The sequence below is a fragment of the Acinetobacter sp. YH01010 genome (assembly GCF_013420775.1).
Lineage (GTDB): Bacteria > Pseudomonadota > Gammaproteobacteria > Pseudomonadales > Moraxellaceae > Acinetobacter > Acinetobacter amyesii.
On sequence record NZ_VOYF01000014.1, the window covers coordinates 30,244 to 56,739 of the forward strand.

The window sequence follows — 26,496 nt, forward strand, 5'->3', positions numbered from 1 at the left end:
TGGTCGAGCATGACAAATATTAAATTTGCAGAAAAACTCATTGTTGAAAACTTATGAGTCTAGTATGTTGATAAATACAACGTTATTCGAATGCAATTCCCCCCAAGAATGAAACTTACCCCAATAAGGAGAAGCCATTAGGTGACTAAACAATACCTCACACACCGCTGCCTGATTGCTCCACCCGAAATGAACGATGAATTCTTTGCCAATACGGTGATTTATTTAGCGCGACATGATGAAGATGGCGCTCAAGGCATCATTATTAATCGTCCATCAGGTTTACAGATCAAAGAACTCTTGAATGATTTGGAAATTGAGGCAGATAATGTGCATCCTCATGAAGTGTTGCAAGGTGGACCTTTGCGCCCAGAGGCAGGTTTTGTTCTTCATACCGGTCAACCAACATGGCATTCGTCTATTGCTGTAGGTGAAAATGTCTGTATTACCACGTCTAAAGATATTTTAGATGCGATTGCACACAATGAAGGTGTGGGTCGTTATCAGGTGGCTCTAGGCTATGCCAGTTGGGGTAAAAGCCAATTAGAAGAAGAAATTGCTCGGGGTGATTGGCTCATTTGTGACTCAGACATGGATTTAATATTTAACTTACCTTATGACGACCGCTGGGACGCTGCCTATAAAAAAATGGGCGTAGACCGCGCGTGGTTATCATCTGAGATTGGACATGCCTGATTTACCACAATATCAAATGATTATGGCCTTTGACTTTGGCACACAAAAAACAGGAATAGCTGTGGGACAAGCCTTGATTGAAAGTGCAAATCCCCTGCCACTCTTTCCCATGAAAGATGGCATTCCCAATTGGGATAATCTACTCAAGATTGTGAAACAGTATCAGCCGGATTTGTTCATCGTGGGTCTACCGCTCAATATGGATGATAGCGAGTCTGAACTCTCCACACGTGCGCGTAAATTTGCACGACGCCTTCGCCACCAAACCAATATTGAAACCTTGATGGTCGATGAACGCTTAACGACACGTGAAGCGCGTGATGAATTAGATCATTATCAAGCCCAAGGCCGTGCGAAGAATCTTTCTGCCGACAGCCTTGCTGCAGCATTGTTTATTGAAAGTTGGTATCGAAATCCAGTCGGGCTAAAACCTTAAGCGCTTTCAACAAACAGGCAAATAAAAAAGCATCCAAAAGAGGATGCTTTTTTATGCGCAAGATTGATCACTCAATGCTGCGCAAATGAAATGATTGGGGATAACTTAGTTTTTATCCACAATATGAATCGTGGTGGTTCGACCCGCGACAAAAGCCAACTGATCATGCGGCACTTCATCCAGTACAATTTTCACTGGTACACGCTGTGCCAAACGAACCCAACTAAACGTTGGATTGACATTGGCCAGTAAACTATCAGTCGATGTACGTTCACGGTCTTCAATCCCTGTTGCAACGCCTTGTACATGGCCTTTATAAACTTCAGAACTTCCCATCAGTTGGACTGTTGCAGGTGCGCCAACATAGATTTTATCCAGTTTGGTTTCTTCAAAATATCCCACAACATACAATTGTTGACGGTCAATTAAGGCCGCTACGGCTTGTCCTACTTTGACGTAATTCCCTGCTTTGAGTTCAAAGTTAGACAATGTTCCATCAGTCGGTGCAACCACTTCCGAACGTTTTAAATTCAACTCAGCCAAATGCAAACTGCTATTCGCTGCTTCAATTAGGGCTTTTTGCTGCACCACACTGGCTTTGGCTTGTTCAATCGCTGCCTGAGTTTGCTCATGCTCTGCATGTGATTGATCACGCACTGCAAACATTTGATCTTGTTCTTGTTTTGAAATCGCACCGTCCATCAAACTTGCATAACGATTTGCATTTTTATCTGCAAGATTGATATTGGCTTGTGACTTCACTAGATTGGCTTTGGCTTCAGCAAGCTGTGCTTCAGCCCCTGCCAGTCCTGCTTTGGCTTTCGCCAAGTCAGATTTGGCTTGCTCAACATCCAAGGCTTGACGTGCCACATCTATACGAAATAACACTTGGCCTTTTTTCACTTGTTGGTTGTCTTGAACCAAAACGTCTGTGACCAAACCTGAAACATCCGATGACACTTGAATCACGTCACCACGTACCCGTCCATCACGCGTCCAAGGTTCCGAATTGTAATATTCCCAAATATGTTTCAGCGCAAGTAATGCGCCACATAGCACAATTATTAGCAATACAGGCCGAATATATTTTCGGACATTCAAATTGGTCATACGATTACCTCAATCATTTCATTTTTTTAGGGGCTTAGAACTGGCAGAAAATAAAGATTTCATGCACCAGCCAAAGCAACATCACAAATACACCCAAATAAAAAATATTGGGCATCGGCACCCAATCTTGCGCCATCCATCGGTCAAGCAAACGCATGATGATCCGCAATAACAGATAGGCCAATACCGCTTGAATCAATAGAATGGGCACATAGACGCCATATACATTTAGCTCACCCATGTTGTGCCTCGACCTGTAAATGATTTGGAGTCTGCTGTGTTAGAACATGACACAAACTGCTTTGAATATTGTTCAGTGAATACTGAATTCGATGCATAACATCGTCGTTTTCAATACCCTGAACGGCCTGATTCAATCGTTGAATTCGCTCTACAATTTGCTGTTTCAACCTCATATACACATTCTTTTGCCCTTGTTCCATGGCCCGAAAATAGTCATCTAAATCTTGTTGTAACTCTTCGAGTTCACCGACCAGTGCATCATTCGGATCGAGTTTATTCATCAGTTCTTGTAAGCGGGTCAAATCAATCACCGCACTGGCTTCCACCAAAGCCCACTCGATCTGTTGTTTCAAATTTCCTGATTGCACCATTTTGCTGTTTAAGATGCCGATTCGGTCCAACATACTGCGTAAATGCACCCGAAACGGTAAGCCGTACGGCAGATATAAAGCCTGACGCAATGCCTTGTAATGCTGTGAAAGTATGCGTTGGGCCGTCATATCTGGTGACATTGCACGTACTAAATGAATAATAAATACCGAGATAATGGGTCCCAAAACCGTCCCAATCGATGCATCGAAGAAAAACACCTGATCGAGGCTAAAGCGGTTTTGAAAATTCAGCCCCATGATGGTGCCCATCAAAAGCGGCAAGCTGATCCCAATCAAAGGCGGATGTAAAAATAGCATCAGACAGAACATCACAAACGGTGCTAACACCACGATCAACTGCCAAAAGGCGGTCACATGCGGGAAAATGCCATAGGCGTAGATGAACACCATGAACGCCGCATACATATTGGCGCGAATAAACCTTTTCAATGCAGGAACAGGGTTATCCATTGCAGTTAAAATACAAGCACTGATCGCAGCCATTTCGGCCATCATATATCCAGCTTTCCAACCACTAACGATCCAAAAACCCGTAGAAATTAAAATAATCAAACATGCAGACACCCCGCCACGAATGGCAACCCCCGCATCTCGGTGCAAAGTCGGATAATGACTATTGCCCAAGGCGGTCAGTGTAGCTGGTAAAGTGGAGTCGCCTTGCTGTACCCGCTGCCAAAGCAAGCGAATCGCACGAATATTCTGAATAAAATGGCGAATATCCATTTTTAGACTGCCCAAAATCACCTGTTGTGATGGCAATGCCTGTGCATGAATGTGTTGAAAATCTTGCTCAAACTGTTCAGGCAATTGATTAAGTTCACTTTCCTCAATCTGATGTTGATCTAATAAAAACGCGGCAATATGTTCATGGGCTTGCTTGAGTGCCGTCCGATAATGTGTGTCCAGACCATCTAATTGTTTCATCCGTTCAGACATGGCCACCAAGTTACTGACCAACAAACTCAACTGATGCAAGATTTCCTGCAATGGACGTGTCATGCCTTTTAAGGTAGATTTTTCATAAGACAAATGCACCGCCATGACATGTATATCCGCGATATCTCGTGCAATATTGCCGAGGTTTTTTGAATAATTTTCTAGTTCGGCGGGCTCTAATAAAATCTGATCAAAAATTTCTTTGGTATCGGCAAAGGTTTTACTCACCCGTGTTTCGACGGCAGGGCCAATATGCATTGGAAATAATGTCGTGGTCACGATGGCACTACATACCACACCCACCGTAATTTCGAGAAAACGCCCCAAGGCCATATCGAAGATCGAAGCGGTATCAATAAAATACACCACGTTAAAACAGATAATGACCGTGGTATAACCCGCCAACATGGAAACATAACTACGAGGCGTACGGTCTAGCAGTGACAAATACAAGCAAAACCCAACCCAAACCGCTAAAAACACCGTAAACAGTACAGGCATGTGGATGAGATGTGGCAGTGCCACCAGTGACACAGCCGCCCCTAAGAACGTCCCTAATACACGATACAAACTTTTTGAAGACGTCATGCCTGAATATGGATTCGCGATCACGAAAACGGTGCCAATTGCCCAAATCGGATAAGCCAAATTCAGTACAAAGGCTACATACAATGCCAACATGCCCGCGATGAACGTTTTGGTCGCAAAAATCCAGTCCATTTTATTGGGCCGAAAAGCGAGTATTTGTTTCGTCAGCAGCATGATTGATCTCGTCAGTTTGCTTCTTTTTAGTGAAAACGGCCTCGTATCGAATGCTTAAACATTCGACAGCACAACCTGTATCACGGCACAGGAATGACTAGAAATTTCAATAAGTAAAGAAGCGATTCAAATCGTGTTTCAAACCATTTGAATACAAAAAGTAATGTGCAACATTGCCTGCGCATCGAAAGAATGAGCGATATTTATTCAATATAGGATATTTTCACAACAATTTTGCTTAAAAAACAAATTAAAGTCAATATTAATATCTTATTTTGATAATTAATCTATATTTTAAATGCATATTTCAATTTTTTATTATGCTTTTATCAGAATAACCCAAGAAACCCTGTGATATTTCAGATTTGTTTCATTTCCAATGTAGAAAAGCGCAACATCAGGCCGAGCAATTTGTTATAAAGTAACTTAACGATTCATTTTTATTGTGACCAAGCAGGTTCTTATGGCGCTTTCCAGTTTTGGTAAAATTCTCACCGTACTCGACTTATTTTCAGTTGCTCGTCCCATCATCAATGTCGACATTATTAGTGAAGAATTAGGCTTATCTAAACCAACGAGCTATCGCTATTTAAAAGAACTGGTTTCTGCTGAATTATTGCAGCGCCTCAGTGGGACTTCTGGCGATTACACACTGGGTTCAAAAATTGCTGTGCTTGATTTTATTTCTCGCACCACTGATCCATTGGTGCAAATTAGCATTCCCTTCATGAAAGAAATTGTGGAACGCACAGAGTCTTGTTGCTTATTGACGCATCTGAATATCGACTCATGTATTGATGTACATCATGAACTTTATAAAGACTATGCCGCTTTGGCTTATGGTCGAGGTAGCCCGCGTCCGATGTACAAAGGCTCATCGTCTAAAGTGATTTTGTCGCAGTTACCTAAGCAACGGATTTTAGATTATTACCACCGTTTTGCGGACGAGTTATCACAAGTTGGTTTTGCGCATAATGAAGAAGAATTTATGCTGCAAATGAAAAAGATTAAAAAGCAGGGTTATTATTTTTCCAATGGTGAAGTTGACCCGAATATGTCGAGCCTATCGATTCCGATTAAATTTTCCAGTAAAGAACCCCCACTTGCTTTGACCCTATTGGCGTCTAAAAATCGTTTTGAATTTATGAATTTTCAAAAAGTCGTAGAAATGATGCAAGACTGTACAGCGCGTATTGAGAAAAAATACAGCAGTATGATGGAAGAATCGGACGCCATTTAAATCTGATCAGTTTGCGCACAACTGATGCGATGTTGTAAAGATGATATTTAATTAATCTGATAAATTTATATTATTAATTGAATTTATTAATTATAAATTCCAGATAGATTATCATAATATGATTATTGTTCTTTAGCAGTCATCTCAACCATGTGTTCCATGATTTCAGTTGATTGTCACTATACTCTTCCTCAGAGAAAGAAAAAAGCTCATCTAGATATGGGCTTTTTTTACGGCTGTTGATCATAGAAATAACGAAAGGTTAAATTCACCCTCGGCTCGGTCACTTTCATCGACTTCATTAGGGCATGTTTCCAATACCGTTGGGTTTGCCCACGCATCACAATCAACTGTCCACTTTGCAGTAAAAGCTGTACTTTCTCTTGAGTGCTTTTATGTTTAAAGCAAAACTTTCGGCTTGCGCCAAAACTCAAAGATGCGATCACCACCTGCTGTGTGGGTGAAAGCAAAGATGGCTCATCATCACTATGCCACCCCACCGCTTGCGTACCATTTTCGTATAAATTGGCCAAACAGGAATTAAACGTCTGACCCACCCGTTGCTCAATATGTTGCTTTAAGCGCAGTAAAGCTGGATTCCAGATCAATGCCTGCTTTTGCATGCCTGAATAGTGATACTCATAATGAGCATCTCCATACCAAACCACTTTTCGTTCCGTTTGAAAATACTGTCCATGCAAAATGACTTCATCATGCTGCCAAGCCAACTGCGTGAGGAAATAGCGTAAATATTTTTCACTCTCTTCGGCGTTGAAGATCAATCCATAATCTTCAACTTCACCATCATAGGGCAACAGATTTGCATGCGGTTCAGGCGTAAATAATTCAAAATTCATCGGTTCAACTCAACACTGTTTGGCACAGCAGCGTGATGCTGATGTCGTGAGCACATTTAAAAAATATCTTAGCCGAAAAACTCTCGTCACAAATCAAAACATTGTCATTACTTGTCGCATAGAATTTTCAGTCTTAGACTAAAGCTCATATTCACAATAAAAATAATTGCTTATGAACCTTTGGCAGCTTTTCCAAAAATTACGTCCATTTGTACAGCCATACCGCTGGCTGGTGGTCGTGACGCTGATCTTGACCTTAATTGGCTCACTCACGGCACAGGTGAATGCCCTGACACTCAAATATGCCGTAGACAGCATCAATCAGCTTTTACAACAAGGCCTCGGTCTAGCCAATGGTTGGCATATATTAATCACCATCACCGTAGTTTTACTGGGAAAAGAAGTCATCAATGCCATCGTGCAATTTGGACAAAAATCGTTTGGTGAAAAATTACGTATTTTAATTTCTCAGGATTTGTCCCAAGGCATTATTGAAAAATTTATCACCTATCGATTGGCATTCTTCGATCAACAAGACAACCAAGCAGGCAAACTCCAAACTCGAATTGATCGGGGTGTCAGCTCGCTCACACGACTGGTTCAAATCTTTTTTATTGATATTTTACCGTTATTTACCAGTGCCATTATTGCACTGGGCTTAATGTATTATGCCAATGTTTGGGTTGGCGTGGTGGCCACAATTATTGTGCCGATTTATTTTTGGTTGACCTTCAAACAATCACAAAAACTGGCAGGCAAACGCCGTGCCCTCCGCGATAATTTTGAAAAGAAAAATCAGGGTATTCTAAGTATTATCAACTCGATAACGGTCATTAAATCCTTTAACAAAGAAGCCGTCGAATCGAAAAAGCAATTAAATCTGCAAAAGTCGCTGACTGAAAACCAAATGCAGACACGGCAAACCAGTTATATCTTTGACGGTCTCAAAACTTTTATCGAACAAGTCGGCGTGGTGCTGATCATCATTCTGACGGCCTATTTTGTTTTGGATGGGCAAATGAGTATCGGGATGATTATGTATCACGTGTTGTTATTTAATAATGTCTCTGCCCCGATTCGCTCGCTGCATCGTATCTATGATGAAATTAACTCTGCGATGATTTATTCAGAAAGCTTCTTTAACATCTTAGAAGCGGATCATGAAATTGAAACCAGTGGTACTGCCCAACCTCCGATTCAAGGTCAATTTGAATTGAGCAATGTCGAATTTAGTTATCCCAATGGTTTTCAGGCATTACACCGTATCAATATGACCATCCAACCAAATAAAATTACCGCCTTGGTTGGTTTATCTGGCGCTGGTAAATCGACATTAATTAGCTTACTGGATAAGTTTTATCATCCTCAAGCGGGCAATATCAAACTCGATGGCATCGATTTAGAACAGATTGATACACAGTATTTACGTGAAAATATTGGTTTGGTATTGCAAAAAAATCATATTTTCCCAGGTTCAATTTTTGAAAATATTCGCTATGGCAAAAGTACAGCTACAGAGCAAGAAGTCTTCGATGCAGCACGGAAAGCCTCGATCCATGATCAGATCTTAAAACTTCCGCATGCCTATGAAGCCGATGCTTTACTGCTCTCAGGTGGACAGCAACAGCGCATTGCCTTGGCACGTATGTTCCTAAAAAATCCGCCGATTATTTTCTTGGATGAACCGACTGCAAGTTTAGATGCGATCGCTGCTGAACAAATTAAAAATAGTTTGGATCAAATTAAGCAAGGTCGTACCGTCATCATGATTTCGCATAGTTTGTCGCAAATTATCGATGCCGATTACACCTACGTCATGAAAGATGGACAAATCGTAGAACACGGGGAGCATCATGATTTGTACCATCAAGAAGGTGCCTATAAGCAAATCTTCGATGCGATGGCGAAAAGTTTAAATATTGACAAAATTGCCCGTACTTTTGAAGAAGACGAAGAAACACATAGTTAATTTAGACCGAAAAAAGCCCATCATTTGATGGGCTTCGTTCATCTTGATGTTAATCAATTAACGCTGAACTTTTTGCTCAATTTCTTCAACACTGGTGTGACGGACATCTAGACCTTTCACCATATAAATCACTTGTTCAGAGATATTTCGAGCATGGTCACCAATACGTTCAAGTGAACGCAGCACCCAAAGTACATTCATCACCCGAGTAATGTGGCGTGGATCTTCTATCATATACGTCATGAGGGTACGGGTTGCCGATTGATACTCGCGGTCAATATCAGCATCGGCCAAAAGGACACGTAAAGCCTGATCTACATCCAAACGTGCAAAGGCATCGAGCGCATCATGAATCATCACGCGGACTTGGTTGCCAATATGACGTGTTTCCATATAGCCACGCGGTGAACCCCCCTCTTCACACAAGCTTTGTGCAATACGGGCAATTTTTGCCGCTTCATCACCAATCCGTTCTAAATCGGTGTTGGCTTTCGACATCGCAATCACCATGCGTAGATCAATTGCAGCAGGATGACGACGCGCCAAAATTAGGGTAAGCGCTTCATCAATTTCAGTTTCCATACGGTTCACCGTATTGTCTTGAAATTGAACATCAATCGCCATTGTTGCATCCGTATCCAATAAGGCATGAATGGCATTTGCAACCTGCTGCTCCACCAAACCACCCATGGTCATAAATTTGGTATGCACATCCTGCAACTCTTCATTGAATTGCGAAGAAATATGATGGTTTAAAACAGGATTATTAGGCAAAGCGAGTCTCCACTACAACGTGAATCGGCAGATTTTAGTGCCATATTAAAGCATATTGATTGTGAAACTTTTATGACCATGGATTATTTCTTTAGTAGGATCGATGGCTGATTTTTCTGATCGACCAACCACGCATTCATTTCCACTAAATCAGCTTCCGTTAATTTCCCAACGGAGGCTTTGAGTTGCAGTACATGTATTAAATAATCGTACTTGGAATTTAAATAATCTTGACGGGCTGAAAAGGCATTACGCTGTGCCAGTAGCACATCAACCATAGTTTTCAGACCTTCTTGGTACTGGGCTTGTGAGGCCAAAGACACTTGCGCGGAAGAATCCATTGCAGCTTTACGTGCCTGTAATTTACTTTGATCCGTTTCGACTTGCATATATGATTTTTTTACATCGGTTTGTGCTTTTCGAATCGCTGCATCCACCAGTGCTTGGCTTTTTTCAACATTGATCGCCGCTTGCTTAATGGATTTCTGTGTCCGTCCACCATTAAACACATTCCAGTTCATTTCAATCCCCACCTGATCAAATTGACCATCTTGCGACATGATGGATTGTGGACTTTGCTTGTTATACCCATAGGTCCCTACCGCTTCAATCTGAGGATATAAGGCAGCTTTTTCGACGCGTTTACCATCTTCCGCATAACGTTGTTGCATACGCGCTTGTAAAATACCTAGATTCTGCCCCTGAGCCAGTTCTTCCCACGCTTGCACATTGTTTGGAATCGGTTTTTCAAACTGAAAATCTTCACGTAACACCGCCAGATTTTCTCGATATGGCCCAATCAATTGCTGTAATTGTTCCTGCGCCAAAACCAATTGAACATTGGTTGCCATGCGGTTTGCCCGTGCATTTTGATATTGTGCATTGGCTTCACTGACATCACTTTTTGCCACTAGGCCTTCTTTTAATTTGCCATTCATCATACGCAACTGTTCAGATAGCGCCTGTTCTTCTTGTAGGTTGGCAACCGTCAAAGCTTGTTGACGTAGGACATTAAAATAAGCTTCAGAAACATTTAAAATATGATCTTGTTTTTGAATCCGCAGATTAATTTCACTTAAGTTAATCGAGGTCTTGACTTGCTTCAGCCCTTCCCATGCATCCCAACGAAAAATGGGCTGACGGGCAGTGAGCGCAATTTGTCTTGTTGTGGTGCTGTCTGGCATGATCAGCCCGGCTTGAGCGCCGCTTTGGTTGGAATTTTGATTTTTTCGGGTCACATTTCCGGAGATTGTTACCGTCGGGAGTAAGTTCCCATTGGCAATCCCCAAATTCAATTTATCCGCTTCATATTGTAGTTTATTGGCTTGCCAATTGGGGTCTTCTTGTTTTGCGCGTTCATAAGCTTGCACAAGATCTAGCGCACACGCCCATTGACTCGTGAAAAGCAAACAAAGACTCACCACAACTTTTTTGTTCATTTTTTTTGTAAATTCCTAATATTCAAATACCCGAGATTGAATATTCAAGCCTAAAACTAAGCAGATACTAATCATATCCTTGCAAATTTCCGTATGATTTTTATTAATTTTTTATATCAAATGCGACAAAATCAGATAATTTCAGTCGTTTTCGGACATTACTCACAACGCTATAACAAAGAACTGTACAATAGTACACATATTGCACGTGTTTCATCTATAGAATAGTCGACATTCCATCGGACAATACCACTTCTATAGCGCATCGAGTTCCTGTGTCAAAATTTTTTCAGCTGCCTGCAAAGTTTAGTGCAATGTTTTTATGTTTCAGTATGTTGAATGGATGCCAACAACAGCCTGAACCACAACCTGCACCAGAGTTTCCCAACAATAAGACTGTTCAAAAAGAAGCAGTCGATTTGTCTTTGCTGTGCAAAAAACTGGAAAAAAACATGCTGGAAATTGATGATCAACGCACAACTTTCGCTTTAGAACAAATCAACCAAGATCTCAAAGTCTGCTTACCGCTGTTAAAAGCGGACGAACAAAAAAAATTACTGCGCTTGTCCAATCAAATGTATCGCAACTTTTTACATGTTGAACGTACGGCTCAACAGCAAATGGCGTTCGAACAATTTGCCTTTGATATGGCTCAGCATCCCACCATTCAACAAAATCATTATGAGCAGCTCACCGCCCGAGATCAGTATTTACTGAAACATAAAGGCCAAGCCTATGTGGAATTGTTCGATGCAGGTGAAGGACAGTTACGCTATCGCCGTAGTCCTGAATATTTAGCCAAAATTTTTGCGCCTTATATGCAAGAATCTGAGCAAGTCTTTATTGAAAAACTGGCTGAACAAAATGCACAACCTGCCTTGCTGCAACAAAGTTTAGCCATTGAGCCACAAGAGATTGCGACACGTGCCATTTTTTGGGAAGACTATCTGAAACAATATCCAGATAGCCCCTACAAAAAAGATGCACAACAATTACTATATCAATATAGCCAGTTGTTATTTATTGGTTCAGCGCATAGCCCAGTTTCTAATGATTTTTCAGACCGCCTCAGTATTCAAGCCAGTTCTTTAGAAGAAATTGAACGATTGGCCCAATTAAAAAACTCCAGATTGGCAGATCAGGCGCGTTTATTTTTAAAATTATTAGATCAAAATACTGCCGCGTCTACTCAGCGATCTGAAGCGCAGCTGTTGAATTTCATTGGTGTCCGCAATCCTGATCCGCATTATAAGAAAGACTGTTTTAGTGACGCCATCTGTGTAAATCAGTCCTCTACTTAGCCAATGCAAGTTCAATTGCACACGGGCCTAGCCAAAATTCTGCACTGCAAAATCGATGAAAAATAACACTGTTTTAAAACAGCCTTCATGCTAATATCCGCACAAAGCTTGACGGAGCGCAGGTAATTTCCTGCTGAGATCATCTAAATTTAGTTCGCTAAATTTAAGGATGAGTACCGTTGAACCTGATCAGGTTAATACCTGCGTAGGAATCAAGCCATCTAAAAACTTAAGCCCCTCTTATCTCTTGGTGTTACGCCTTTATTTTCAGGTGAATCCATCAGATAAACCGCCACGTTTTTGGTCGTGCTTGATTCGTTGATGTCATTCATAAGGATCATTGCAATGAACCAATTAACGAATCTCACCGCTTCAGATCGCGCTGCTCAACATGAACAAGATGCTAAAGATCTCACTCGTATTCTCCCTGCATCAAAGAAAGTCTATATCCAAGGCTCACGTCCTGATATTCGCGTACCAATGCGTGAGATTAGCCTTACAGATACGCCTACAGGTCTGGGTGGAGAAAAAAATCTGCCCATTATGGTCTATGACACCTCTGGTGCTTATACCGACCCCAATATTCAAATTGACCTGAATCAAGGTCTACCCAATGTCCGTGAATCTTGGATTGAGTCTCGAAATGATACGGAAATACTCGATACCTTAACTTCAAAATTTGGGCAAGAACGTCTTCGAGATATTCGTACTGCAGAGATTCGTTTTGCGCATATTTCAAAACCGCGTCGTGCTCGTCGTGGACACAATGTCTCTCAAATGCACTATGCCAAACAAGGCATCATCACCCCTGAAATGGAATACATTGCGATTCGTGAAAATCAACGTCAGCGTGAAGGTGTTGATATGCGCCAACATGCCGGTCAAAATTTTGGCGCCCGTAATTTAACTGAAATCACACCTGAATTTGTACGTCAAGAAGTGGCTGAAGGTCGTGCCATTATCCCTGCCAACATTAACCATCCTGAATGTGAACCGATGATTATTGGTCGTAACTTCTTGGTGAAAATCAATGCCAACATTGGTAACTCAGCACTTGGTTCAAGCATCGATGAAGAAGTGGCAAAAATGACGTGGGCAACTCGTTGGGGCGCTGACACCATTATGGATTTATCGACAGGTAAAAATATCCATGAAACCCGAGAATGGATTATTCGCAACTCACCTGTACCCATTGGCACCGTACCGATTTACCAAGCTTTAGAAAAAGTTGATGGTGTCGCAGAGGACTTAACCTGGGAAATTTTCAAAGACACACTGATTGAACAAGCCGAGCAAGGTGTCGATTACTTTACGATTCACGCAGGCGTGCTGCTTCGTTATGTTCCACTCACCGCCAACCGTTTAACTGGTATTGTGTCACGTGGCGGATCCATCATGGCGCAGTGGTGCTTAGCGCATCATGAAGAAAACTTCCTGTATACGCATTTTGATGAAATCTGCGAAATCATGAAAGCCTATGATGTGTCATTCAGTTTAGGTGATGGTTTACGTCCGGGGTGTATTCAAGATGCTAACGATGAAGCTCAATTTAGTGAATTACGCACCTTAGGTGAATTGACTCACCGGGCATGGGAACATGATGTACAAGTCATGATTGAAGGCCCAGGCCATGTCCCAATGCACATGATCAAAGAAAATATGGATCTACAACTCGAGGTTTGCAAAGAAGCGCCTTTCTATACGCTTGGGCCGCTCACCACCGATATTGCCCCGGGCTATGACCACATTACCTCTGCGATTGGTGCGGCAATGATTGGTTGGTACGGCACCGCGATGCTGTGTTATGTGACCCCGAAAGAGCACCTTGGTCTACCAGATAAAAAAGACGTCAAAGATGGCATTATCACCTACAAAATTGCAGCCCATGCCGCAGACCTTGCCAAAGGTCATCCTGGTGCGCAGGCTCGTGATAATGCATTGTCGAAAGCACGCTTTGAATTCCGCTGGGAAGACCAATTTAATCTGAGCTTAGACCCTGATACAGCGCGTAGCATGCATGATGAAACTATGCCGAAAGAAGCACATAAATCAGCCCATTTTTGTTCGATGTGTGGACCTAAATTTTGCTCGATGAAAATCACACAAAATGTGAGAGATTATGCAAAAAATCAGCAAGATATGCAGCTTTCTTCAGAATCTAATCCTGAAATTGAAACAGGTTTACAGAGCATGAAAGCGGCCTATCATGAACATGGTCAAAAGTTGTACCACAAAGTGTAAAGCTTAAAAAAAATCTTTTGTATTCAACAAAATCTCGGTTAGGATGAAATGGAAGATTTCATCCTAATTAGCGCTTATGAATATTATTAAACAGGCCACATATAACAAAAAAGATTACAGCATTGAAGGGCGTGAACATCTTTATAAAGGCTTTATTCAAGTTGAAAAAGTTCAGCTTCGACACCGCTTATTCCATCAAGACAGCATGATTCCAACCATTCAGCGTGAATTGATTCATCGTCCTGAAGCAGCAGGTGTGCTGATCTATAGTCATCAACAACAAAAATTTGCCTTAATTGAACAATTCCGCATTGGGGCGATTGATGATGAAACTTCGCCATGGCAACTAGAGATTATTGCCGGCGTGCTCGATGGTGATGAATCTGCTGAAAGCTGCATCCGCCGTGAAAGTTTGGAAGAATCAGGCTGTGAATTAGATGCACTACAACATTTATTTAGTTTTTATCCCTCTGCGGGTGCCTGCGCGGAATTATTCCACCTTTATAGTGCTGAAGCTGAACTTCCTGAACATGGCGGAGTCTTTGGCATGCCTGATGAAGGAGAAAATATTCAATTGCATATCTTAAACTATGCTGATATTCCTGAATTATTAACCAATGGTCGGCTAAAAAACGCACCTGTCATTATGGCCTTGCAATGGTTACAACAACAAATACATACTACAAGGAATGTCTAAGGGGAAGGACATGACTTTAAGGGATACACCACAATACGACTGGACACTGATCCAGATCTCGGACACACATTTAATGGATCAGGAAGATCTTGAATTTGTCCGCATGAATCCAGAGCAGAGTTTTCACGATGTGATTCAACAAATTCAGTTGAACCATCATCACATCGATACGCTTGTCCATACTGGCGATCTTGCACAAGTGCCGGTAGAGCGTACCTATGCGCGTTATCTCGAATATATGCAACAGCAGCCGTTTCCGTTTTATCAGATTCCGGGGAACCATGACGAAGCGTCTTGCTTCCCATTTCATCAACAGGAAGATCGTGCTCACTGCATCGCATTAGGCAATTGGTGTCTGATTTTACTGAACAGTGCGGTTAAAGGAAAAGTGGATGGTTGGGTATCACAACAGCAGTTGGAACAATTAGATCAGTTACTCACAGCACACCCACAGCAACACATCATTGTGGCATGCCACCACCACCCTTTTGCCATGCAATCGCATTGGATAGATCAGCATAAACTAAAGAACGCTGAACATCTCATAGATGTGCTTTCACGCCATGACAATGTCAAAATTGTACTATGCGGACACGTACATCAAGACTCGTCTAATCAATGGCGCAATATTCAGTTTTTATCGACGCCTTCGACCAGTGTTCAGTTCAAACCACATAGTGAAAATTTTGCCTTAGATGAGGCTTTACCAGGGTATCGTGCACTCTATCTGAATGATAATGGTGAATTTAAAACTGAAGTTGTTCGGGTCAAATTGAAACAACCTCAAATTAATGTTGAAATTTCAGGTTATTAACTTTTCAATTTGATTTTTTTGCTTTACTTTATGGCTTCTAAAGGAAAAGTGATAGTTAGAATCCAAACATCAAAGACTATCAATAAGCAGAAAAAGTCTATATGATGACGACCCCCACAGAAGGAAACTCTGTGTTGGGTGGATAAAAAACTTGCATATCACCATATTTTTTGCGTATAGATATATGCATATGATGAGGAATGCCCTACATGGCGAATGACAACCAAAATCAAGTCTTAGACGAACAAACTGATGTAGTAGACGAAAAGTCTACCAAACGCGTGCGCAAATCAAAGCCAAAGGCGACTGAAAGTGGTTCTACTGCAAGCTTATTTGGTATTGAACCTTATCAGCCTAAAAAGAATGAAGAATACATGTCTGAAGGGCAACTTGAGCATTTCCGTCACATCTTATTGGCGTGGAAAGCTGAGTTAATGTCTGAAGTAGACCGTACTTTGAATACCATGCAAGACGAAAATACTGCGCTTCCAGATGTGAACGACCGTGCAACGCAAGAAGAAGAATTTGCGATTGAACTTCGTACACGTGACCGTGAACGTAAACTGATCCGTAAAATTGAACAATCAATTGAAGCGATTAAAAATGATGACTACGGTTTCTGTGAAACGTGTGGTATCGAAATTGGTTTACGTCGCCTAGAAGCACGTCCAACAGCAACTTTATGTATCGACTGCAAAACACTTGCAGAGATCAAAGAGAAGCAAAATAACGGTTAATTCTGTGTTGAGTAATTCCTCTCTAGCCCTCCCTTTAGATAAGGGAGGGAAAGCTGCAGAGCATTACGTGGGTCGGTTTGCGCCATCGCCAACCGGCCCTTTGCATTTTGGCTCTTTAATTACAGCAGTCGCAAGCTACTGCGATGCCCGTGCCCATCAAGGGCAATGGGTCGTTCGTATCGAAGATACCGACATTCCACGTATATTTCCCGGCAGCGAAGAACATATCTTACGTTGTATTGATGCATTTCAATTCGAACCAGATACCGAGATCATTTTCCAAAAAGACCGCCTTGAAATCTATGAGCAAGTCATTGCGCATTTGCATGCCCAAGACTTGGTCTATGCTTGTCAATGCACCCGAAAAATGCTCGGTTCAAATCATATCTATCAAGGCACATGTCGTAATCTTGGCCTTCCCCTTCAGGATCAGGCTATTCGAATCAAAGTCGATGCACAGAAGATTTGTTTTACCGACCGCTTACAAGGGACGCATTGCTCGAATCTGCAACAGGATTTGGGTGACTTTGTCTTAAAACGCCGTGATGGCATTATCAATTATCAACTTGCTGTCGTGGTTGATGACTACCTACAAGGTATGACCCATGTTGTACGTGGGGCTGATCTTTTGGACAATACCGAACGTCAAATTTGGCTCGGACAGGTTTTGGGTTATCCGCGCCTTGAATACATGCACTTGCCATTGGCAATGAATAATCAGGGACAAAAGCTGTCAAAACAGAATATGGCTCAAGCTCTTGATTTAAGCCAAGCGGCACCGTTATTACAACAAGCATTGCAGGCCCTACACCAACCGCCAGTCGACTTAGACACGCCGCGTATTATGCTGCAACAGGCGATTGCGCAGTGGGATATTCAACATATTCCCCATGGCACAGCATTGCCTCAAATCTATCAATAAACCCAAATATTGATCTAAGCCAATCACTCGATTTTCAATTGAATTATGCTTTAATAAAGTGATCAATCGACCATTGGAGAGCCTAATGTTTTTTATTTTTGGAGTTGGTCCGAAAACCAAAGTCATTGAAAAGAGCCAATTTACTTGCCCTGTCTGCCGCAGCAGAACTCAGTATGAGTTAAAACAGCAACGTAATTATTTTTCTTTATTTTTTATCCCATTGATTCCCCTTTCTAAAGCCAAGGCGAGCTTGGTCAAATGTCTCCATTGTGGAACGGAGATGCCAGCCAGTGTCCTCCACCATGCATCTCCCGATCCGCAACGAGATACCAATTTAGAAGCTTGATTCTTCTTTACTTGGGTTTACTTCTTTGGTCGTCGCATCGATCTTTAAGATCAGACTCACCATAACCGCACAGATAATCAGAGAAGACCCCCCATAACTAATAAACGGTAAGGTCAAACCCTTGGTAGGAAGCATGCCCATGTTCATGCCGGCATTCACCAAAATTTGCAGCAAGAAGATAATACTAATGCCATAAGCCAAGTAGCCTGCACGTAAGTATTGATGACGTAAAGCACGATGACCAATGCGAATACAGCAGACCAACATCACAAATGACAGCGTCAATACGGTCAAAATCCCAAAGAAGCCAAATTCTTCGCCCAAAACCGCCAACATGAAGTCGGTATGTGCCTCAGGTAAATACGACATTTTTTGAATACTATGACCCAAGCCGACACCAAACCATTCACCGCGACCAAAAGCCATTAATGCATTCGACAACTGGTAGCCTGCGCCTAATGGATCATTCCATGGATTTGAGAAGGACATCAAACGTTCTAAACGATAAGGTTCAAATAAAATCAAGAACACAAAGGCCATGATGATCGCACCAAAGGCAATTGCGAACTGAATCAACGGTGCACCTGCGAGGAAGAATACCCCTAGCATGGTTAAGGCAATCACCACCGTCGCCCCTAAATCGGGCTCAGCCATGACCAAACCGACAGTTGCAGCCATAATCACTGCCAAACGTACCAAGCCCTTGATGTTATTGCGGACTTCTTCGGCACGCCGTACCACATAGTCTGCGGTAAATATCGCCATCATGACTTTGGCGACTTCCGAAGCCTGTAAGGTAAAACCTGCGATCCGAATCCAACGCTTAGAACCATTGACTTCAGTACCTACCGCCAAAACGGCAGCTAACAGGACAATGGTCACAATCCATAAAAAGAAGGTGTTGTTAAACCACACATTTAACGGCACTTTATAGGCGATATACGCAGCCATGGCGGCAGCGGCAATCGAAATCCCGTGTCGTGAAATGTAATGGAAGGCATTTTCATGCATGCGCTCTGCATAAGGCATCGAAGCAGATGCCACCATGATCGACCCAATACACAACAATGCCAAAACACAGAACATTAAAACATTGCGCACGTTGACCTCGGCAGGTAACCGAGGAATCCAACGCTCTACAACTTCATTTATTCTATTTATGGTCGTCTGAGCTAACCCAGCCATACAACTTTCCTTATCGTTCTTTTAAACGAGTGCATTCACACAATCAACAAATTGGTGTCCACGCTCACTGTAACCTTTAAACATATCAAAACTTGCGCACGCTGGAGACAATAACACCACATCATTGGCTACCGCATTTTGTTGGCACAGCTCAACCGCTTGTTTCAAACTTTCAGCATGAATCAGCGTGGTTGTCCCTTCAATCGCTTTTTCAATAATTGGACGATCTTCACCAATCAATACCGCAACTTTGGCATATTTTGAAAGTGAATCACGCAGCGCAGTAAAGTCCTGCCCTTTGCCTTGACCACCTAAAATAATCGCCACTTTACCGCCTTTGGCTTCAATCGCAGCACCAAGACCATCAATTGCAGCTAAAGTCGCACCAATATTGGTGCCTTTAGAGTCATTATAATAACGAACACCATGCACTTCTTTGACAAATTCACAACGGTGTTCTAAGCCTTTAAAGGTTTTCAAGGTTTCCAACATGCCTTCTAGTGGCAAACCAATCGCTTCACCCAAAGCCAAACATGCCAAGGCGTTTGCCACATTATGAGTCCCTTGGATATACATGTCCGCACTTTTCAGTAAACGCTCACGACCACGCGCCAACCAAATTGTGCCATCAGTATCGCGCAGAATACCGAACTGATTCATATCTGGTGCATTTAAGCCAAAGCTTTGCATTGGGGTGACATCTGGAACCAATGGACGTGTTAATGAGTCATCACGGTTATACACCACTTTTTTCACCGCTTGGAAAATACGATGCTTCGCAGTGTGATAGCCCATCATATCGCCATGACGGTCCAAATGGTCTTCGCTCATGTTCAACACAACAGCAACCTCTGCTGCCAAGTTCGACGTGGTTTCTAATTGAAAACTTGAAAGCTCTAAAACATAAAGCTCAGGATCATCTTTGGTGAGATCCAAAGCCGGTCGACCCAGGTTACCACCCACTGCCACTTTTTTGCCTGCATCTGCTGCCATAAGACCAAATAAAGTTGTTACGGTACTTTTCGCATTCGAACCTGTAATCGCGACAATTGGCTTATCTGTCGCACGACGTAAAATTTGAATTTCAGAAACCACAGGAATATTGGCTGCAATGGCCGCCTGAATTTGCGGTAATTTTGGATCTAGCCCCGGGCTGATAATAATTTCTTCTGCTTGGAGTAATAAATCTTGATCCAACTGACCAAAACTGGTTTGTACATCACTTGGAATTTGATCATGACCCGGTGGGACTGCTCGTGAATCGGTGACTGCAACGCGGTAGCCATGGCTATGTAAGAAATTCACTGCGGAAACACCAGAAATCCCTAATCCGGCAACAACCTTCAATCCACCACGCTGTATTAACATTTTCGCCCCATTTTTTGGTCGGTTTTTAAATCTGACAAAATGTTAGCACTTTGCTGTTTTGAATGCTTTTTATGTTTTCACTTTCTCGCAGTTTTTTTGTGTCCGCTCGTAAAAAACCGCCCATCTCGGGCGGTTTCTTCAAGCAATTGAAGGTGAGCTTATTTCCATTTCACCGCTTGTACTTCAGCTTTTTTTGCAGACGAATTATCCGAAGCTGAACATCCACAACCGCCTGCACAGCCTGCGACCATTTTGGGCTTTAACCATTTGGCTAGACTGTTCCAACCACGGTTTGCACAGTGCTCAGATAAAGTTGTGAAGACTGAGTTCGATGTTTTTGGAAATACCTTCTTAAACACCACGACAGCACTCCAAATCACCAATACCGCAATAATTATTGATTCAAGCATGTCTCTCTCCTTTGTTCAGCTTTTGCCATTCAAGATTCACGATCCAAAATAGCGTGTTGCAATTTGATACGTGATGAATGCCATTAGATAAGCCAAACCAAATAAATAGATAGTCATGAAACTCACCGTCTTCAAGGAGCCAGTTTCACGTTTAACTGTCGCCAGTGTCGCCAAGCAATGTGGCGCATAAATAAACCACACCAATAATGATAGACCGGTTGCCAATGACCAACCCAATGACCCATCGCTACTAATTAAATTTGCCAGACCTTGAGACATAGCATCGTCATCTGTTGCAGACAAGGCATACACCGTACCCAATGCCGCCACAACGACTTCACGTGCAGCCATCGCTGGAATTAAGGCAATACAGATCTGCCAGTTAAAACCTAATGGTGCAAAAATCGGTTGTAATACATGCCCAAGCATACCTGCCAATGAATAATCAATATCCGGCAAGGTTGCGCCTTCTGGCGGTTGCGGGAAAGTACACAAGAACCATAACAAAATCGATAAAGCGAAAATGATGCCACCGACACGTTTCAAGAAAATCTTGGCACGGTCCAGTAAACCAATCCAAACACTCTTAATATCTGGGAAACGGTAGCTTGGAAGTTCCATCAATAAGGCATGCTGTGATTTATCTTTTTGGAAGAATTTCAGCACTGTTGCCACAATTAAGGCACTCACAATCCCTGCTGCATATAATGCAAATAGCACCAAGCCTTGTAAGTTAAAGACGCCCCAGACCATTTGCTGTGGAATAAATGCCGAGATCAACAAAGCATAAACCGGTAAACGTGCCGAACAGGTCATCAATGGAGCAACTAAAATCGTTACCAGACGATCTCGGGGGTCTTGAATACTCCGGGTTGCCATGATGCCCGGTACAGCACAGGCAAAGCTCGACAGCAAAGGAATAAAAGCACGTCCACTCAAACCCGCTTTAAACATCAGCTTATCTAGCAAGAATGCTGCACGTGGTAAATAGCCTGATTCTTCTAAAACCAAAATAAAGAAGAATAAGATAATAATTTGTGGGAGGAAGACAATTACGCCACCCGCACCTTCAATAATCCCTTTAACAACCAAGCTCTGTAGTAATGGATTGGAAATCATGCCACCTGCGGCTTCACCAACCCAATCCTGCACCCATTCAATACCTTCCATAAACGGCGCAGCCCACGCAAACACCGCTTGGAAGATAATAAACATCATCACCGCTAAGGTAATTAAACCAAAGACTGGATGTAAAAAAATTTTATCGAGGAAGTCTGAGCGTTTATCTTCATGATCAACAAACACCACTACGTCTTTTAAAATTTGTTCAATTTTTTCGTGGTTAGTCCCAGAAAGATTGGTATCACTTAATGATGCATCTGGTTTTCTGAAACCTTCAGCATCCAAAGCACCCATTAAGTTTTCAATACCCGCATTACGTACAGCAACGGTTTCTACGACAGGCACACCCAAACGCTGAGACAGCTTTTGGGTATTGATTTGCATGCCACGACGACGTGCTTCATCCATCATGTTGAGGACAAGTAAAATTGGACGACCCAAATCGATCATTTCCATGACCAAACCGAGGTGCAATTTTAAGTTTGTCGCATCAACTACACATAAAAAGACATCTTGATGCCCTTCTTCTGCAATTTTACCTTGCACGACATCACGCGTAATGGCTTCATCAGGACTCGTCGCTTCTAGGCTATACGTCCCCGGCAAATCCAAAACTCGAACAGATTTACCCGATGGCAACGTAAATTGACCAACTTTACGCTCAACCGTTACCCCAGCATAGTTCGCAACTTTCTGACGTGTACCAGTTAAATGATTGAATAATGAAGTTTTACCACAGTTTGGATTACCAACGAGGGCAATACGTAACGCATCACTCATGCTGATGCCCCTTCCATTGCTATTTCCACTTTTTCAGCTTCTATTTTTCGCAGTGCGAAACGAGTAAACCCAACTTGAATTAAAATCGGGTCACCACCAAAAATACCTTTGGTAATCACCTGTACTTTTGTTCCGGGAACAAAACCCAAAGTCTCTAAACGGCTAGCGACTAAATCAGCCGGAGCATTGTTGCCATTCTGGTTACGATGTACCTTATGAATGACTGCGCTTTGTTTCACTTTCAAATCAGATAATCGCACGCAACTAACCCTAAAAAATTTTGAATATTATACAAACAAATGAGAATAATTAACAAATCGGATTCGATTTCAATTCTCATTTAACAATCTAGCATCGACACGACTATTTTTTTAAATTACATTGCATTAAACCATTGTGATTTCTTGGTTTAATTTCAAAAATGAGCGGCACATGTTAAATAAAAAACCACGAATCCCGACCCCAGTCCAAATTCCAGAAACACTCAGTTTTTTACACGGATATCGTGATGATTTAATAGCTCAAACCGTCAGTCCACACACTCGAAATGCATATTTATCTGATTTAATTCAATGCAGTGAGTGTCATACGCATGTCATGACTGATTGGAGCAGTGACGACATTTCAGATGTCTTGCTCAGCCTGACGAAACAAGGAAAAAGTCCACGCTCGATCGCCCGCTCACTTTCTGCACTGCGTTCATTTTTCAAGTTCTTACGCGAACAAAAAATACGCAGCGACAATCCAGTTGCAATCCACAAAACACCCAAATTGGGTCGTGCCCTACCAAAGGATTTATCTGAAGCAGATGTTGAAGCCCTGATTAATGCCCCAGACCTCAACACCGCATTGGGTCTACGTGATCGTGCCATGCTCGAAGTGCTGTATGCCTGTGGTTTACGTGTCTCTGAGTTATTAAATTTAAGATTAGAACTGATCAATCTGAAACAAGGCTATTTACGGATTACCGGTAAAGGCAATAAAGAGCGCTTAGTTCCTTTAGGTCAAATGGCGGTGGAATGGATCGAGAAATATTTAGCTGAAGCACGTCCCGTCTTATACAAAAGCGCAACCGATGCTTTATTTCTCACTCAACTCGGTGGAATGATGAGTCGCCAAAACTTTTGGTACGCGATTAAACGCTATGCGCTCATTGCAGGTATTCAAGCCGAATTATCACCACATACCTTGCGTCATGCCTTTGCCACGCATTTGCTCAACCACGGTGCCGACTTACGTGTCGTGCAGATGCTGCTCGGCCACAGTGACTTGTCTACCACGCAAATTTATACCCATGTCGCGCAAGTTCGTATGCAAAAATTACATGCAGACTATCATCCAAGAGCTTAACGGCAGGAAATATCAGACCAAGAAGTTCTATCGTGCCCGATATTTTTTGCTATGCTTACTCACCTGTTTGATAAAGCTAAAAGAAAAGGGTTGTTTATGTTATTTACCCGTTCAAAAATTTTTCTCGCATCGACACTTGTTGCCAGTATGGCGTTAGTGGCTTGTTCTAATTCAAATAATGACGAAAAGAAAGACGCGACATTAACGGCAAGTACACCTGCAACTGGTGAAGCTTCGAATTTATCTGAACGTAATGCTCAGCAGCGTTTAATTGATACTTTGCAATCCAATTTGCAAAAAGCCAATATCAATGCCAAAGTCACTGGGGTGAAAGCGACTGAAGTTCCTAATTTGTTTTGGGTGAGTTTTGAAGGCATGCCTGCAGTCTATGCTACAGCTGATGGTAAATACATTTTCCAAGGCGACGTGGTTCGTTTGGGTGAAAAACAACTCTTTAATGTAGGCGATACGCTACAAGCAGACGCCAACAAAAAACTATTTGATCAATTAAAAACCGAAGACTTACTAATCTATAAAGCCAAAGGTAAAACCAAACACGTGGTTTATGTGTTTACCGATGTCAGCTGTCCTTATTGCCATAAGTTACATGAACAAATGGATGATATTAATGCCCGTGGCATTGAAGTCCGTTACATCGCTTGGCCACGTGGTGAACAACACATGCCAATGATGGAAACTATCTGGTGTAGCAAAGACCGTCGTGCCGCATTTGATAAAGCCATTGCCGGTGAGCAAATCGAGCCAGCATCATGTAAAAACCCAGTGCGCAGCATGTATGAAATGGGTCTAAATATTGGTGTGAATGGTACGCCAGCGATCTATAACGCAGAAGGCAAACACATCGGTGCTTACATGTCGGCTTCCGAACTTGAAAGTGCGCTTAAATAACTAATTTTTATAGGCTAAATGAATGTTTTTTATGGGTGGGAATAAAGTGATTTCTACCCTAGAGTCCGAACGTTTTTTTAGCTATGATCTAAACTCACTTAAAGCAATGATGAAATAAATGGAGTGTGACGTGAAACCAGTTCGTCTGGCAATCCTCGGTCTTGGTACTGTGGGTGGTGGTGCCCTTAAACTACTAAAAGAAAATGCTGCTGAGATTAAACGTCGCACCGGTCGTGAAATTGAAATTACCCATGTGGGTACGCGTCGCCCTCGTCCTGATTTAGAACTACCTGCTTCAGTGAAGCAAAGTGCTGATTTATTAGATATCGTCCGTCAACCCGATGTAGACGTTGTGGTTGAAGTTATGGGCGGCATTCACCCTGCGTATGAAGTAATTCGTGAAGCAATCGTTCATGGCAAACAAGTGGTTACAGCCAACAAAGCTTTATTAGCTGAACACGGCAATGAATTATTTAAATTGGCCGATGATCATCACGTTCAGATTGCTTATGAAGCAGCTGTCGCAGGCGGTATCCCAATTATTAAAGTCCTCCGTGAAGGTTTGGCAGCCAATAAAATTGACTGGCTTGCAGGTATTATTAACGGTACAGGTAACTTTATCCTGACTGAAATGCGTGAAAAAGGTCGTGCCTTTGCAGACGTTCTCAAAGAAGCGCAAGAACTCGGTTATGCCGAAGCAGATCCAACTTTCGACGTCGAAGGAATCGATGCAGCGCACAAGTTAACATTGCTGGCTTCTATTGCTTTTGGTATCCCACTCCAGTTTAACAAAGTCTTCACTGAAGGCATCAGCAAAGTCACTGCGCAAGATGTCAAATATGCAGAAGACCTTGGTTTCCGTATTAAACATTTAGGTATTGCACGTCGTGCTGCAACGGGTATTGAGCTTCGTGTTCATCCAACGCTGATCCCTGAAGACCAACTGATTGCCAATGTAAATGGCGTTAAAAATGCTGTATTGGTTCAAGCCAATGCTGTTGGTCCAACGCTTTACTATGGCGCAGGCGCAGGTGCAGGCCCGACAGCATCAGCGGTGGTTGCTGACGTTGTCGATATTGTCCGTGACATCTCATATACCGAAGATGGCGCAGGTACAATTCCACAGCTTGCTTTTGAAGCACTGACCGATTTACCGATTCTTCCGCGTGAAGAAATGACCACAGGATACTACATCCGTATTAATGCCGAAGATCAAACTGGCGTTCTTGCTGATGTCACTACAATTTTAAGCCGTGCGGGAATCAGCATCGATGCGATCATGCAACAACCGCGCTTAAAAGACCTTATTCCTATCGTGATTCTGACTGATCCAGTTAAAGAATCTAAAATGGATGAAGCCCTTCAACAAATTCAAGCATTGCCTGTCATTCATGGCGAAATTGTACGAATTCGTTTAGAATCGCTTGATAATTAATCGGGTCGAGGGGAATATTTCAGTT

At 42.3% G+C, this 26,496-nt stretch carries 25 protein-coding genes and 1 riboswitch; of the genes, 14 read left to right on the forward strand and 11 right to left on the reverse strand.

Annotated features, from left to right (window positions below; genetic code table 11):
* Positions 1–141 precede the first annotated feature (141 nt).
* Positions 142–696: a YqgE/AlgH family protein gene (locus tag FTT77_RS12790; RefSeq protein ID WP_111884875.1), complete on the forward strand. Its 555-nt coding sequence runs from the start codon at positions 142–144 to the stop codon at positions 694–696.
* The gene (gene ruvX / locus FTT77_RS12795) at positions 689–1,132 is read left to right on the forward strand and encodes a Holliday junction resolvase RuvX (protein WP_111884874.1); all 444 of its coding nucleotides are present in this window, start codon (positions 689–691) and stop codon (positions 1,130–1,132) included. The genes FTT77_RS12790 and ruvX overlap by 8 nt, the downstream gene beginning before the upstream one ends.
* A gap of 105 nt (positions 1,133–1,237) precedes the next feature.
* On the opposite strand, the gene FTT77_RS12800 is transcribed toward ruvX, so the two are convergent.
* From FTT77_RS12800 to FTT77_RS12810, 3 genes are read right to left on the reverse strand one after another with little or no spacing between them, the layout of a single operon-like run.
* On the reverse strand, positions 1,238–2,242 hold the full coding sequence (locus FTT77_RS12800) for an HlyD family secretion protein (protein WP_180109421.1): 1,005 nt from the start codon (positions 2,240–2,242) through the stop codon (positions 1,238–1,240).
* Between the two features lie 34 nt (positions 2,243–2,276).
* Entirely contained in the window at positions 2,277–2,483 is a 207-nt protein-coding gene (locus FTT77_RS12805) for a DUF1656 domain-containing protein (RefSeq protein WP_078192571.1), read from the reverse strand.
* Positions 2,476–4,575: an FUSC family protein gene (locus FTT77_RS12810; RefSeq protein ID WP_180109420.1), complete on the reverse strand. Its 2,100-nt coding sequence runs from the start codon at positions 4,573–4,575 to the stop codon at positions 2,476–2,478. The genes FTT77_RS12805 and FTT77_RS12810 overlap by 8 nt, the downstream gene beginning before the upstream one ends.
* Before the next feature lie 463 nt (positions 4,576–5,038).
* Between FTT77_RS12810 and FTT77_RS12815 the strand changes: the two genes are divergently transcribed.
* Positions 5,039–5,815 carry an IclR family transcriptional regulator gene (locus tag FTT77_RS12815; protein ID WP_180026532.1) on the forward strand — a complete coding sequence of 259 codons (777 nt, stop codon included), beginning with the start codon at positions 5,039–5,041 and terminating at the stop codon, positions 5,813–5,815.
* A 230-nt stretch (positions 5,816–6,045) separates the two neighbouring features.
* Here the strand turns inward: FTT77_RS12815 and FTT77_RS12820 are convergent, their stop codons facing one another.
* Positions 6,046–6,672, reverse strand: a complete 627-nt coding sequence (locus tag FTT77_RS12820) for an alpha-ketoglutarate-dependent dioxygenase AlkB (RefSeq protein WP_180026531.1) — start codon at positions 6,670–6,672, stop codon at positions 6,046–6,048.
* A 172-nt stretch (positions 6,673–6,844) separates the two neighbouring features.
* Between FTT77_RS12820 and FTT77_RS12825 the strand changes: the two genes are divergently transcribed.
* Positions 6,845–8,641: an ABC transporter ATP-binding protein gene (locus FTT77_RS12825; protein WP_180026530.1), complete on the forward strand. Its 1,797-nt coding sequence runs from the start codon at positions 6,845–6,847 to the stop codon at positions 8,639–8,641.
* A 57-nt stretch (positions 8,642–8,698) separates the two neighbouring features.
* Here FTT77_RS12825 and phoU read toward each other — a convergent pair whose 3' ends face one another.
* Both phoU and FTT77_RS12835 read right to left on the reverse strand, forming a co-directional pair.
* Positions 8,699–9,415 carry a phosphate signaling complex protein PhoU gene (gene phoU / locus FTT77_RS12830; protein ID WP_078189433.1) on the reverse strand — a complete coding sequence of 239 codons (717 nt, stop codon included), beginning with the start codon at positions 9,413–9,415 and terminating at the stop codon, positions 8,699–8,701.
* Positions 9,416–9,498: 83 nt separating this feature from the next.
* Positions 9,499–10,854, reverse strand: coding sequence for a TolC family outer membrane protein (locus tag FTT77_RS12835; protein ID WP_180026529.1), 1,356 nt, complete (start codon positions 10,852–10,854; stop codon positions 9,499–9,501).
* 314 nt (positions 10,855–11,168) lie between these two features.
* On the opposite strand from FTT77_RS12835, the gene FTT77_RS12840 reads away from it, so the two are divergent.
* From FTT77_RS12840 to FTT77_RS12870, 7 genes are all read left to right on the forward strand, one after another.
* Positions 11,169–12,155 (forward strand): hypothetical protein, encoded by a 987-nt coding sequence (locus FTT77_RS12840; protein WP_180026548.1) that lies wholly within the window; start codon positions 11,169–11,171, stop codon positions 12,153–12,155.
* A gap of 102 nt (positions 12,156–12,257) precedes the next feature.
* Positions 12,258–12,384: riboswitch (TPP riboswitch) on the forward strand.
* Between the two features lie 116 nt (positions 12,385–12,500).
* Complete coding sequence (gene thiC / locus FTT77_RS12845) at positions 12,501–14,396, forward strand: phosphomethylpyrimidine synthase ThiC (RefSeq protein ID WP_078189435.1); 1,896 nt, start codon at positions 12,501–12,503, stop codon at positions 14,394–14,396.
* Between the two features lie 76 nt (positions 14,397–14,472).
* Positions 14,473–15,093 carry an NUDIX domain-containing protein gene (locus FTT77_RS12850; RefSeq protein WP_111884865.1) on the forward strand — a complete coding sequence of 207 codons (621 nt, stop codon included), beginning with the start codon at positions 14,473–14,475 and terminating at the stop codon, positions 15,091–15,093.
* A 10-nt stretch (positions 15,094–15,103) separates the two neighbouring features.
* Positions 15,104–15,907, forward strand: coding sequence for a 3',5'-cyclic-AMP phosphodiesterase (gene cpdA, locus FTT77_RS12855; RefSeq protein ID WP_078192576.1), 804 nt, complete (start codon positions 15,104–15,106; stop codon positions 15,905–15,907).
* A gap of 209 nt (positions 15,908–16,116) precedes the next feature.
* Positions 16,117–16,644, forward strand: coding sequence for an RNA polymerase-binding protein DksA (gene dksA / locus FTT77_RS12860; RefSeq protein ID WP_180004689.1), 528 nt, complete (start codon positions 16,117–16,119; stop codon positions 16,642–16,644).
* A 4-nt stretch (positions 16,645–16,648) separates the two neighbouring features.
* Positions 16,649–17,566, forward strand: a complete 918-nt coding sequence (gene gluQRS, locus FTT77_RS12865) for a tRNA glutamyl-Q(34) synthetase GluQRS (protein WP_373685443.1) — start codon at positions 16,649–16,651, stop codon at positions 17,564–17,566.
* An 85-nt stretch (positions 17,567–17,651) separates the two neighbouring features.
* Positions 17,652–17,912: a zinc-ribbon domain-containing protein gene (locus FTT77_RS12870; protein WP_078189439.1), complete on the forward strand. Its 261-nt coding sequence runs from the start codon at positions 17,652–17,654 to the stop codon at positions 17,910–17,912.
* Here the strand turns inward: FTT77_RS12870 and ftsW are convergent.
* The 5 genes from ftsW to FTT77_RS12895 form a co-directional block, all read right to left on the reverse strand.
* Positions 17,901–19,097: a putative lipid II flippase FtsW gene (gene ftsW, locus FTT77_RS12875; protein ID WP_078189440.1), complete on the reverse strand. Its 1,197-nt coding sequence runs from the start codon at positions 19,095–19,097 to the stop codon at positions 17,901–17,903. The genes FTT77_RS12870 and ftsW overlap by 12 nt on opposite strands.
* Before the next feature lie 21 nt (positions 19,098–19,118).
* Entirely contained in the window at positions 19,119–20,465 is a 1,347-nt protein-coding gene (gene murD / locus FTT77_RS12880; RefSeq protein WP_078192580.1) for a UDP-N-acetylmuramoyl-L-alanine--D-glutamate ligase, read from the reverse strand.
* Between the two features lie 158 nt (positions 20,466–20,623).
* Positions 20,624–20,875: a DUF6587 family protein gene (locus tag FTT77_RS12885; RefSeq protein ID WP_180026527.1), complete on the reverse strand. Its 252-nt coding sequence runs from the start codon at positions 20,873–20,875 to the stop codon at positions 20,624–20,626.
* Positions 20,876–20,911: 36 nt separating this feature from the next.
* Complete coding sequence (locus tag FTT77_RS12890) at positions 20,912–22,777, reverse strand: ferrous iron transporter B (RefSeq protein WP_180010675.1); 1,866 nt, start codon at positions 22,775–22,777, stop codon at positions 20,912–20,914.
* Complete coding sequence (locus FTT77_RS12895; protein WP_111884859.1) at positions 22,774–23,037, reverse strand: FeoA family protein; 264 nt, start codon at positions 23,035–23,037, stop codon at positions 22,774–22,776. The genes FTT77_RS12890 and FTT77_RS12895 overlap by 4 nt, the downstream gene beginning before the upstream one ends.
* Before the next feature lie 172 nt (positions 23,038–23,209).
* Here FTT77_RS12895 and xerD point away from each other — a divergent pair, with 172 nt between their 5' ends.
* From xerD to FTT77_RS12910, 3 genes are all read left to right on the forward strand, one after another.
* Positions 23,210–24,127 (forward strand): site-specific tyrosine recombinase XerD, encoded by a 918-nt coding sequence (gene xerD, locus FTT77_RS12900; protein ID WP_180010677.1) that lies wholly within the window; start codon positions 23,210–23,212, stop codon positions 24,125–24,127.
* A 96-nt stretch (positions 24,128–24,223) separates the two neighbouring features.
* Positions 24,224–25,036 (forward strand): DsbC family protein, encoded by an 813-nt coding sequence (locus tag FTT77_RS12905; RefSeq protein ID WP_180010679.1) that lies wholly within the window; start codon positions 24,224–24,226, stop codon positions 25,034–25,036.
* Positions 25,037–25,166: 130 nt separating this feature from the next.
* On the forward strand, positions 25,167–26,471 hold the full coding sequence (locus FTT77_RS12910; protein ID WP_180008061.1) for a homoserine dehydrogenase: 1,305 nt from the start codon (positions 25,167–25,169) through the stop codon (positions 26,469–26,471).
* Positions 26,472–26,496 lie beyond the last annotated feature (25 nt).